This window comes from Micrococcus sp. GbtcB5 (assembly GCF_019091605.1).
Lineage (GTDB): Bacteria > Actinomycetota > Actinomycetes > Actinomycetales > Micrococcaceae > Micrococcus > Micrococcus luteus.
Genome location: NZ_JAGXJK010000601.1, coordinates 1 through 230, shown reverse-complemented (window position 1 = coordinate 230; position 230 = coordinate 1). Strand labels below are relative to the sequence as shown.

The 230-nt window shown below is 70.4% G+C and carries 1 protein-coding gene; it reads right to left on the bottom strand.

Annotated elements, in window-relative coordinates; genetic code table 11:
• Positions 1-230 (bottom strand): M1 family aminopeptidase (locus tag KVS67_RS13665; protein ID WP_305799848.1); only part of this gene is annotated, 230 nt, incomplete at both ends.

Sequence of the window (230 nt, the reverse complement as noted above, 5' to 3'; positions counted from 1 at the left end):
GCTGGACCGCCCCGAGGCCTCGGCCCACAGCCACTCGGACCAGCAGCCGAAGCCCTCGTGCAGCCACAGGTCGGACCAGCGGCCCAGGGTCACGGCGTTGCCGAACCACTGGAGGGACATCTCGTGGGCGATCAGCCGCTCGGACTCCCACGAGCCGTCCAGGTGGTAGGTGCCGAACAGCGACATGCTCGCGGCCTCGAGCGGGATCTCGAGCTCCTCGTCGGCCTCGA